A 10,203-nucleotide genomic window follows, 5' to 3' on the forward strand; every position below is an offset into this window, starting at 1 on the left:
GGTCGCCCACAGAATGACACGGCCCGCAGTCGCCTGCGGGCCGTGTTGCGTTTGGGGCAGATCGTTGTGAAGTGCAGCGGCAGCTTTAGTTGGCGCGGCTGTCCGTCGACGGCTTGAAGGTGGTGTCGAAATGACAGCCGTCCTCGTAGCGTGGAGCCGCCACCTGACACAGCGTGGCAACGTCAGCGGGCGTCGGCTTCACGCCCTCGTCCAGCCAGCGCATCATCGCCTGGAAAAGACCGACGTACTCTGGCGGCGATAGGCGGCTATGTTCGGACTCGTCTGTGAACGTTTGGACCAATAGGTCCGATCGTCCCGCCGCGGCGACCGTCTCCCTGTAAAGCGCGTCGTTGGAGACGAAGGCTGTCGCATCGTTCTTGGCGTGGATCGTCAGCGTCGGCGCCACGATCAGACCGCTGAGATCCGCGTCGTAGGCCAAGCGCGCCACTCCCATCGGATCAGCCGCGAAACGCTGAACGCCAGCGTTCAACGCCTCGTCGTCGTGCGAACCCTGATAGACCGTATGGCTGTTGTCGAAGGGGTTCAGCCCGTCAAGACGGCGCAAAACCATGTCGCGGAACAGGAAGGTCGCCCAGGCTAGATGCGGAACCAACTGTTCCTCGTTCACGCCCGTCACGGCCAGGACATCCGCCAGATTGCGCTTCTGCTCAGTCGACCTCTCAGCAAGCGGCAGGCCCACGCCCGTGCAGGTTTTGACCCGCTCCGCCAACTGCGCCCGGTTCAGATCGCTTTCTAACGGCAGTCCCTGCCAAAGCGGATATCCGGGCTCGTTTGGAAGCGGGTGGTTGTTGCAGTAGAACTGATACACCGCTCTCAGATCGGCGCGAAAGCGGTAGGTGCGGGTCCCGCCGCCGATTACGCCGTTGGTCAGGACGACGCCGTCCCACATCACTTGTCCCTCGGCATCGCGGGCGTAGAGCTCAGCCGTCTTGGCCGCGACATTTCCGCCCCAGGACTGGCCATGCAACAGAGTTCGACGTGGCTTGCCGAAGGCATTCCAGAAAATCTGGCGCAGATCGTCCGTATCTTCCGCCGCCATCCGTACGCCATAGCCGCCACGGCGATAGGTCGAGCCCGCCCAGGCGAAACCTTCCTTCACCGTCATGGAGAACCGCTCCATGTCCTCCAGCGGATCGTTCGGTTCTGGTGCGCTGCTGCGGGGTCCGCCATGCGCGTGAACGATCAGGGCGCCATTCCAGTCCTGAGGCACGGCGATCCAATAATAGCCGCCTTTAACCGCCCTGCCCGACCAGCACCGCGTCTGCTGCGGCACGAAGTCCGGGCAATCGGCTGGCGCGGGCGCAGGATCGACAGCCGCCGCGACGGCTGTCTGCGTTTCCTGCGCCTGCGTCATCGGCGCGATGCCGGCCCAGGCGGCGACCACCGCCGCCAGAGTTCGAACGATACGATCAGTCATCGCGCCTCTCCCCTCTTAGAACGTCTTGGAGATGTTGGCGTACCAGTAGCGGCCGTAGGGATTGTAGAGCGCACCCAGATAGCCCGACGAAGTCAACGGCGGCTGCTCGTCAGTGACGTTGCGCGCACCCAGTCGAACCGTTGTGCCGGACGCGAAGCCGGCGTTGTCGCCGAACTCATACTGACCATACAGATTGCCAGTGATCTGACTATCGACCTGCCAGGGATCGCCCTGGGCGCTGAGGAAGCCGGTTTCGGTGACGGCGCTGTTGTATTGGGTGAATGCGCCCACCTGCCATGGCCCTTGCGACCAGGTGAACGAGCCCGTCACCCGCCATTCCGGCCGGCCGTTGCGAGCCAGCAGGGTCTGAGAGATCGGCAGCGGTGTATTCGCGTTGATCTGACCGGCTTCACGCGCCGCGAACAGCGACTCGACCAAGGGGCCGGGAGAACGGTCGAACTTCGTCAGATGCGCCGCATTCACGCTGGCGCGGAAGTTGCCCCAGGGCGTGCCGCGCAGTCGCCACTGAAGACCGATGTCGAGACCCTCCACCGTCTGCGGCAGCAGGTTGATGAACTGGTCTTCTACCGAGACGATCTGTCCGACAGGTGTGATTCCGCTGCCCTGGAAGAAGGCGATATCGTCGGCCGTCACCGCCGCCCGGTTGACGTTGTCGTTCCGCGTGCCGTTCAGGATGTTCAGGTAGTCCAGCACGACGTTCGACTGCGCGCCCAGCAGACCGACGATCTTCTCCTGCTCGATCTTCCAGCGGTCCAGCGTGAAGGTGAACCTGCCAAACTGCTCGGGAATGAACCAAGGCTGCAAAACCAGGCCGATGGACTGGTTGGTGCTTTCCTCGGGCTGAAGCTCGGGATTGCCCGATACCAGCAGCGAGGCGCTGGCGGGTTGCGAACATTGGTTGAAGTTGGTGATCCGACCCAGGCGCAGATCGGCCTCGCAGCGGATGTAATCGTTATTGGTGGACAGACGCCCGTACTGCGCCGCGTTGGTCTGTTCCAGGTTCGGGGCGCGGAAACCCTCGGAATAGGAGCCTCGGACGCGTACGCCTTCGACCAAATCCCAGGCCATGGCGATCTTGGGCTTAGCCACATCGCCGAAGTCGGAATAGTGCTCGTATCGACCGGCCAGTTGGAAATCGAGACTGCGAACAAGCGGGATGTTCATCTCCGGTGAAACGACAGGCACCGCAAACTCGACATAGGCCGAATAGACCTCGCGCTTGCCGTAGGTATCGGGGTTTGAACTGACCGCAGCGATGTTGGACTGGCTGATCTCGCCCGACACGCTGTCGCGGAAGACGTTGGTGCCGTCCAGATCAGCGTCGCGGTCGTCACGCTGGGTCTCACGGCGCGCCTCGACGCCCAGGGCCATACCGACAGGTCCGCCCGGCAGGGTGAAGACATCGGGACGGCTGACCTTGAAGTCCCACAGCGCCAGCGTGGTCTTGGACACCCGCGTCAGGTCGGTCGTGATGGCGTCGATCGCGGCCTGAGAACTGGGCGTGCAGTCGCCAAAGCTGGTGTCGTTCACACACCCGCCGCTGAACGGATTGTAGGCGTCGGGCGTCGACAGGGCGAGATTGGCCTGAAGCGCGGTCAGATTGACGGCGTTCGAGCTGTCGGTGGCCTCGGCTTCCGAATACAGCAGCGCGCTTTCCCAATCGAAGCCGCGCCATTCGCCCCGCAGGCCGCCCAGGAATCGGGACTGCCAGTTGTCGACATCCACCACCTGGGCGCCCAAATCGTTGAAGCGATACCGAACCAGCTTAACGGCCGTCCCGGCTGTGGGGACGTTTGTCAGGCCAGCGAGACGATTGGGATTGCGCGTGCCGTCGGCGAAGGTGACGGGGCCGAACGGATTCCAGTAGTTGCTGGCTGGGATCCAGAGCGGGTTCAGCAGGATGGTCGGCGGCTGAATGTTTTGGGTCGATGCCGTGTAATAGCCGAGTTCGCCAAAGGCCGTGACGCCGTTGTCGAGATCGTAGTGACCCGACACGAACAGGTTCAACCGTTCGATGTCCGGCGATTGCGTGGTACCCCGCGCCCCGTCATAGCGCAACTCGCGGCCGGCGCCGCTGTAGCTGATGTTACCGCTTGCCAAGCAGACGTCACCGCCAACCGGCGCGGTGCAGCCGAAGCTGGAAGGCTGATTGTGGAAAGCGCCGGCGCCGGTCGTCAGGGCCGTCGTGCCTCGACGGACCTGGAATGGCGTCTGGAAGTTGGCCCAGGCTGTGTAGGAAGAGCGCCCGTCGGTGTCGGTCGAATTCTCATATCCCGGCACGTTGGCGAACAGGCTGCGGCGGTCGTCCGAGGCGGTATAGGGCTCGTCGCTGGCCTGCTGGGCGGTGCGGTTGGTGTAGTCGAGGAAGCCCGACAGATTGCCCCGCTCGAAATCCTTGCCGGCAAACATTCCGAAGGTGAACTCTCGGCGATGCGTGCCCTCCGCGCCGCCGTACTGGGCCTTCATCTCCAAGCCATCGAAATCCTGCTGAAGCACCGTGTTCACGACGCCCGCGACCGCATCCGCGCCATAGATGGCGGCAGCGCCGTCCAGCAGAACCTCCAACCGCTCCAACCCAGAGACCGGAATGGCGTTGGAGTTGTAGCTGAGCACAGGCACCGTGCCGGTGTCTGACGTCCCTTGGCTGGTGGGGTGCTGAACGATCCGACGTCCGTTCAAGAGCACCAGGGTGTTGCCCACCCCGAGCGAGCGCAGATTGACCGAGTTGACGTCGCCTCGCGCTGCGTTCGAGGTTTGAGGATTGTTGGCGCTGGAGAACAGCACATCGCCCATCTGGGGAATGGACCGCAGCAGATCATCGCCGCTGACGGCGCCGGTCGCGATGATTTCTTCCTGCGTGACGACGGTCACCGGTAGAGCCGCCGTGGTGGAGGCCCCGCGGATCTGAGAGCCGACGACGACGATGTCCTCGACCTGCGCCGCCTCGCCCTCCTGCGCTGGCGTGGATTGAGGCGCGGCGTCCTGAGCCAGAGCCGCTCCCGCCGAGACCAGCAGGACAGCCGAGGCCGCGCCCGCCATCAGTGCGAACTTGGATTGCATCTTCATGTTTCCTCCTCCCGGGCCGTCGTTATGTCGTCGGTCCCGTCCTTCAAAAGTCGTTCTCGCCGTCAGTCCTTGGCGAGAACCAGATCGTCTCCAGGCCCCGCCGCAGGGTCAGGCAGCGCCGCCACCGGCAAGGGATGTCCGTCCAGCGCGGCCTTCAGGGCGTCGTGATCCAACGCGTTCTCCCAGCGGGCCACGACGATGGTGGCCACGGCGTTGCCGATGAAGTTGGTCAGGGCCCGGCATTCGCTCATGAAGCGATCGATGCCCAGGATCAGCGCCATGCCTGCGACTGGCACGTCCGGCACGACCGATAGGGTCGCCGCCAGGGTGATGAAGCCCGCGCCCGTGATGCCCGCTGCGCCTTTTGAGCTGAGCATGGCGACCAGCAGAAGCGTGATCTGCTGCCAGATGGTGAGTTCGATGTTCAGCGCCTGAGCAATGAACAAAGCCGCCATCGTCATATAGATGTTGGTGCCGTCCAGATTGAACGAATAGCCGGTCGGCACGACCAGGCCGACGACCGACTTGGCGGCGCCCGCGCGTTCCATCTTGGAGATCAGGCTGGGCAGGGCCGCCTCTGAACTGGAAGTGCCCAGCACCAGCAAAAGCTCTTCCTTAAGGTAACGGATCAGCTTGAGAATGTTGAAGCCGTTGGCGACGCCCACCAGACCCAGCACGCCTACGACGAAGATGATCGCGGTGACGTAGAAGGTCACGATCAAGGCGGCCAGATTGGCGATCGATGCGATGCCATAGGCGCCGATCGTAAAGGCGAAGGCGCCGAAGGCGCCAATGGGCGCAGCCTTCATCACGATGGCGACCAGCTTGAACACGGCAAGGCTGAGCGTCTCGAACAGATCGACCACAGGCTGGGCCCGCTCTCCCACCAACGCCAGGGCGAGGCCAAACAGGATCGACACGAACAGAACCTGCAGGATGTTGCCGGTCGAGAAGGCGCTGACCAGCGTGTCGGGAATGACGCCCATCAGGAAGCCGACGATCGTGCTCTCGTGCGCGGCCGCCGCATACTGCTCGACGGCGCCGGCGTTCAAGGTCGCCGGGTCGATGTTCAGACCATGGCCCGGACGCACCAGATTGGCGATGATCAGGCCCACGATCAGAGCCAGAGTCGAGAAGACCAGGAAGTATGCGAAGGCCTTGGCGGCGACGCGACCGACGCTTCCAAGATCACGCATGCCCGCGATGCCGGTCACAATGGTCAGGAAGATCACTGGCGCGATGACCATCTTCACCAGTTTGATGAATCCGTCGCCCAGCGGCTTCAGGCTTTCGCCGAATGTCGGCCAGAAGTGACCGATCAGAGCGCCGAGCGCGATGGCGATCAGCACCTGGAAATACAGGTGGCGATAGAACGGCCGGCGAACGACCGGCGCGGTCTCTGACGGGACTGAGATCACGAAGGGCTCCTGATGTGCGGGGGATGATCCCGCAGTCTCCTCGATGGGCGCGATCTTCGCCACGCTCCGTTCGACAGAGCTTCTAACGAGAACCATCATCGCGAAAGCGATTGATCGAACGTCTCCATCTTTATGATAACCAAGCACTTTCCATGAAAGCGGGAGCGTTCATCGAGATATCTGTGCGGTTTTTCACCCAGGCGACTGGTCCTTACGTGCGATTATCCGCACACTAGGAATGTGCAGCATTCACCTGTCATAGGCTCGGCTCGAAAACCTTGGCGCTCCCGTTGGCTGATAACGGCGGGGGCTTGGTTCTCGATCGCCGTCCTGGCGGCTTTCGGGGCGGGCGAGGTCGCTCGGCGTGACGCTCAGATCGAACTGGCTCGACAGACAGAGGCGGCCGCCGCCTTGCACGCGGCCGTGCTACGCAGCGAACTGGAAAAGCACCGCTCCCTGCCCCTAGCGTTGGCGAGCGATCCCGACATCGCCGCCCTGCTGAGCGCCCCGCAGACTGCCAAGGGCGATCCTGTCAGCCTTAAACTGGAGACTTTGGCGCGTCAGACACGGGCGGCCGCCATCTACATCATCGACGCCAGCGGACGAACCCGCGCTGCCAGCAACTGGCGCCTGCCGACCAGTTTCGTCGGCGCCGACTACGGGTTTCGGCCTTATTTCATCAACGCCATGCGCCAGGGCCAGGCGGAATTCTTCGCCTTGGGCACCGTGTCCGGCCGGCCCGGACTTTATCTGGCGCGGCGTGTTCACGGGTCGAGCGGCTCCGCCGTGGGCGTCGTCGTGGTCAAGGTCGAGTTCGCCGCTCTCGAGGCCGAATGGCGCGCGTCTGGTGAGCCGGCCTATGTGGTCGACCCCGGCGGCGTCGTGCTGATCACCAGCGTGCCGGCATGGCGTTTCCGCACCACCGAAGCGCTGGACGAACGTCGACGGCGGCTGACATTGACCGATCAGACGCTTCAACCCGAGGCGTTGCGCCCCCTCCCCTTCGTAACGCCTCCCAATGATCGACCGCGTCTGATCCAGGCTCCAGTCGACGGCCGCGAGCAGCGCTGGATGCATGCGGCGATCCCAACGGAAACGCCCGGCTGGACCCTGCACCTGCTGTCGCCGGATCGTGGATCCATTGGGACGGCCGTCGCAACCGCGCGGGCGCTTGCGGCCCTGATCGTCACCCTGCTGGCAGGCGTCATCGTCGTGCTCCTGCGTCGTCGCCATCAGGCCCTTGTCCGCGCCCGTGCCGAGGAAGAGGCGCGGCTGGAACTGGAGAGGCTGATTGACGAACGCACCCACGAGCTTCGTGACGCCAATGCCGCCCTTAATCGCCAGATCGAGGAACGCCGCCAAGCTGAGACCGCACGCGAACTGTTGCGTGACGAACTGGTTCAAGCCAGCAAACTCGCCGCGCTGGGGCAGATCGTCGCCAGCGTGGCGCACGAGATCAACCAACCGGTCGCCGCCATCCAGACCCAGGCAGAGACCGCCGGCGTTCTGCTTGACCGCGACGACCCCGCCAAGGCTCGCGGCGCGTTGGCGCGGATCAGCGACCTGACCCAGCGCATCGGCGCCATCACCGAGGGCCTAAGGGTCTTTTCCAGAAAGTCAGATCCCAAAATCGGCATCGTCCGTCTGGAAGACGCGATCTACGGCGCCTTGCTGTTAACGCGCGGCCGATTGGACGAGGGCGGCGTCGAATTGATCCGCGAAGGCGACGCAGACGTCACAGTACGCGCCGACCGCTTTCGCCTGGAACAGGTGATCGTCAATCTGGTCAAGAACGCTTCAGAAGCGCTGGAAGGCTGCGATCGGCCGCGACTAACGCTGAAGGTCTCGCGCGACAAGGACCGTGTTCGATTGAGCATTTCCGACAATGGTCCCGGCGTCCCGCCCGCTGTGCGCGCCCAACTGTTCACGCCCTTTGTCACCACACGCGCAAATGGCCTCGGCTTGGGTTTGGTCATCTGTCGAGATCTGATCGCCGGTTTCGGCGGCGAGCTCGACTTGGTCGACGAGGACGTCGGCGCGACCTTTGTCGCCACGTTGAGGATCGCATGATGGAGTTTGCCCGCCCCACTGCCGTCGCCCTGATCGAGGACGACGCCGATTTCCGCCATGCCTTGGTCGAGCGCCTGACCTTGGAAGGTTACGACGTCCGCCCTTTTCCAGGGGCCGAACCTGCATTGAGAGCGATCGACGCCGATTTCCCGGGCGTTGTGATCACCGACCTGCGGATGCCCGGCCTTGATGGCCGCCAGTTGCTCAGCCGCCTGCAGGCATTGGACGCGGCCCTGCCGATCATCATGATCACTGGCCATGGCGACATCACCGACGCCGTCGCAGCGATAAAGGATGGCGCCTACGACTTCGTCGCCAAGCCCTTTCCGTTTGAGCGCCTTCAGGACAGCTTGAACCGCGCGCTGGAAAAACGCGGCCTGGTGCTGGAAAACCGTCGTTTGCTGGCGATGGCCTCCGAAAGCGGACAGGAACTGCCTTTGGCGGGATCGTCTCGCGCCATCACCGCACTTCGCGCCACCATCGCCCAGATCGCCGACGCCCGGATGGACGTGTTGATCGAAGGCGAAACTGGGACGGGAAAGGAGGCTGTTGCGCGCGCCCTGCACAATGGCGGCCGGCGACGATTGGCGCCGTTCGTCGCCGTCAACTGCGGCGCCCTGCCTGACGGGCTGATCGAAAGCGAATTGTTCGGACACGAACTCGGCGCCTTCGCCGGAGCCTTGCGCCGCCGGGTCGGACACGTTGAACGGGCGCACAACGGCTCACTGTTTCTGGACGAGGTCGAGAGCATGCCTCTGACCGTTCAGGTCAAGATTCTGCGTGTCCTAGAGGAACGCGAGGTCCATCCCATCGGTGCCAACGAGCCCCGCGCCTTAGATTTGCGTGTGCTGGCCTCCTCAAAGATCGATCTGGGCGAAGCCGCGCGCGGGGGTGCCTTTCGCGAAGACCTCTATTACCGTCTGAACGTGGTGAGACTCCGCATACCGCCTCTGCGCGAACGGCGAGAAGATATTCCCCTGCTGTTCGCCCACTTCCTGCGTCGCGCTGCGGACCGCCACGGCGTCGATATTCCCTCTATAAGCGACAGCGTAAGACGCCTGTTGGTCGAGGCCGACTGGCCCGGCAATATCCGCGAACTGGCGCATTTCGCCGAACGCGTCGCCTTGTCGCTCGACGACACGATCCGCCCGCCCGATGAAGGCTTGAGCCTCCCCGACCGCGTCAACAGATTCGAAGGCGAACTGCTGCGCGACGCGCTACAATCCCATCGTGGGGACATATCCGCAGTGCTCGGCGAAATGCAGGTTCCGAGAAAGACGCTGTACGACAAGCTTCAGCGGCATGGCCTAAAGCCCGCTGACTTCCGCTGAGAACGCCCAACCATCCTGCTTCAAAGCGGTCGCGTCTCAGCCTCTCTCCCCCGAGCGGAAGAAATCTCGCTGCCTGCCCATCGGTCCCACATCCGGAAATACAGGCCATAGTTGCCGTTGAAGCGTTTGTGGTGTGCATCGTGGTGGGTGGCGGTGATCATCCAGCGCAGCGGAGCGCGTTTCAGCCAGGACGCGGGCCAGACCTCTCGGCCTGCGTGATTCAGCACGGCGGTGGCGGTCATGAAGGTCAGCAGCGCCAGCGCTACGCCCCAATGGATCGGGATGAACAGGGTCAGGGCGGGTAGGAACCAGGCGGTGGCGATGGCCTCGGCCGGATCGAAGGCGAAGGAGGCGAAGGCGCTGGGATCGCGCGACCGATGATGCTCGGCATGGGCCCAGGGGAAGATGCGCGGATGGTGCAGTCCGCGGTGGACCCAATAGTAGAAGGCGTCGTGGGCCAGCATATAGACGATGAAGCTGATGGGCAGCCACCACAGCGGCCAGGCATGGATATCGTCGTAGATCGCCGTCCCGCCGCGCTTCCAGAGTTCGATGACGAATGCGGCCGGCAAGGCGTAGATCGGGCAGGCGATCAAGGACGCGATGACTTCGGCGCGGATGCGTTTCGGCGCCGGCGGCCTGTGGTTCAACTGGCGCCCCCGTCCCGCCCCGCCCCACAGCAAGCCATGGGTCACAACACCGACCAACAGATAGCGCACGCCGATGATCAGGCTGAGCGCAAGCGTGGTGACGAAAAGGTCCTTCAACATGGGCGCACAGACGGCGAAACGTCGCGCCGGGTCAAGTCGTGACGCGCGGTCCTCAAAGCGCCTATGATGGGGTCATGTCCTGGCCGACG

Annotated in this window: 6 protein-coding genes; 2 read left to right on the forward strand and 4 right to left on the reverse strand. The window is 63.6% G+C overall.

Annotation, left to right across the window (positions count from 1 at the left end; all coding sequences use genetic code 11):
* Nucleotides 1-85: 85 nt before the first annotated feature.
* The 3 genes from RT123_RS06840 to RT123_RS06850 all read right to left on the reverse strand — a co-directional run bounded on the left by RT123_RS06840 (nucleotide 86) and on the right by RT123_RS06850 (nucleotide 5,940).
* Nucleotides 86-1,438 carry a hypothetical protein gene (locus RT123_RS06840; protein WP_313008484.1) on the reverse strand — a complete coding sequence of 451 codons (1,353 nt, stop codon included), beginning with the start codon at nucleotides 1,436-1,438 and terminating at the stop codon, nucleotides 86-88.
* Between the two features lie 15 nt (nucleotides 1,439-1,453).
* On the reverse strand, nucleotides 1,454-4,525 hold the full coding sequence (locus RT123_RS06845; RefSeq protein WP_313008485.1) for a TonB-dependent receptor domain-containing protein: 3,072 nt from the start codon (nucleotides 4,523-4,525) through the stop codon (nucleotides 1,454-1,456).
* Between the two features lie 62 nt (nucleotides 4,526-4,587).
* On the reverse strand, nucleotides 4,588-5,940 hold the full coding sequence (locus tag RT123_RS06850; protein WP_409514897.1) for a dicarboxylate/amino acid:cation symporter: 1,353 nt from the start codon (nucleotides 5,938-5,940) through the stop codon (nucleotides 4,588-4,590).
* 243 nt (nucleotides 5,941-6,183) lie between these two features.
* On the opposite strand from RT123_RS06850, the gene RT123_RS06855 reads away from it, so the two are divergent.
* The gene (locus RT123_RS06855; RefSeq protein WP_313008487.1) at nucleotides 6,184-8,013 is read left to right on the forward strand and encodes an ATP-binding protein; all 1,830 of its coding nucleotides are present in this window, start codon (nucleotides 6,184-6,186) and stop codon (nucleotides 8,011-8,013) included.
* Complete coding sequence (locus RT123_RS06860; RefSeq protein WP_292078935.1) at nucleotides 8,013-9,344, forward strand: sigma-54 dependent transcriptional regulator; 1,332 nt, start codon at nucleotides 8,013-8,015, stop codon at nucleotides 9,342-9,344. Before RT123_RS06855 ends, RT123_RS06860 begins: the two co-directional genes overlap by 1 nt.
* A 20-nt stretch (nucleotides 9,345-9,364) precedes the next feature.
* On the opposite strand, the gene RT123_RS06865 is transcribed toward RT123_RS06860, so the two are convergent.
* Nucleotides 9,365-10,114 carry a sterol desaturase family protein gene (locus tag RT123_RS06865; protein WP_313008489.1) on the reverse strand — a complete coding sequence of 250 codons (750 nt, stop codon included), beginning with the start codon at nucleotides 10,112-10,114 and terminating at the stop codon, nucleotides 9,365-9,367.
* Nucleotides 10,115-10,203: the final 89 nt, after the last annotated feature.

Source organism: Brevundimonas vesicularis, from assembly GCF_032067225.1.
Taxonomy (GTDB): Bacteria; Pseudomonadota; Alphaproteobacteria; order Caulobacterales; family Caulobacteraceae; genus Brevundimonas; species Brevundimonas vesicularis_F.